Source organism: Paraburkholderia sp. SIMBA_027, from assembly GCF_046535315.1.
In the GTDB taxonomy this organism is placed as follows: domain Bacteria; phylum Pseudomonadota; class Gammaproteobacteria; order Burkholderiales; family Burkholderiaceae; genus Paraburkholderia; species Paraburkholderia tropica.
On sequence record NZ_JAWRWY010000186.1, the window covers coordinates 1 to 368 of the forward strand.

Below are 368 nucleotides of genomic sequence, written 5' to 3' on the forward strand. Positions count from 1 at the left end.
CCATTGCTGCCACGCCGCCGTAATTGGTGGCCTGAGCATCGGTTGGCAAGGTCAGCGCCATCATCAGTGCAACGGCAAAGCAGAACACGCCCTGGATGACGAAGACGGCTGCCAGCTTGTTGCGCGTTCTTTCCTGGCGCATGTTGCCGGTGGCAACCGCCATGGCGAGCGCGGTCGCACCCGTGGCCGAGGCCAGATTATAGAGGATGACGCGGTTGCCGTAGTCGCCGCCGACCCATGGCAGGAAGACGCCGGCCAGCCAGATCGCCGGCGGCAGCAGCGCCCACCGCTCGATCTTCCGTCGGTCGAGCGCCATGAAACCGGCGACCCAGGCGCTTTGCCCGGCCAGTGCCACGGCATTGCCGCCT

The 368-nt window shown here is 66.3% G+C and carries 1 protein-coding gene; it reads right to left on the reverse strand.

Annotated features, from left to right (window positions below):
* Positions 1–368: hypothetical protein (locus tag SB764_RS38720; RefSeq protein ID WP_410866566.1), on the reverse strand; the 368-nt coding region annotated here is incomplete at both ends.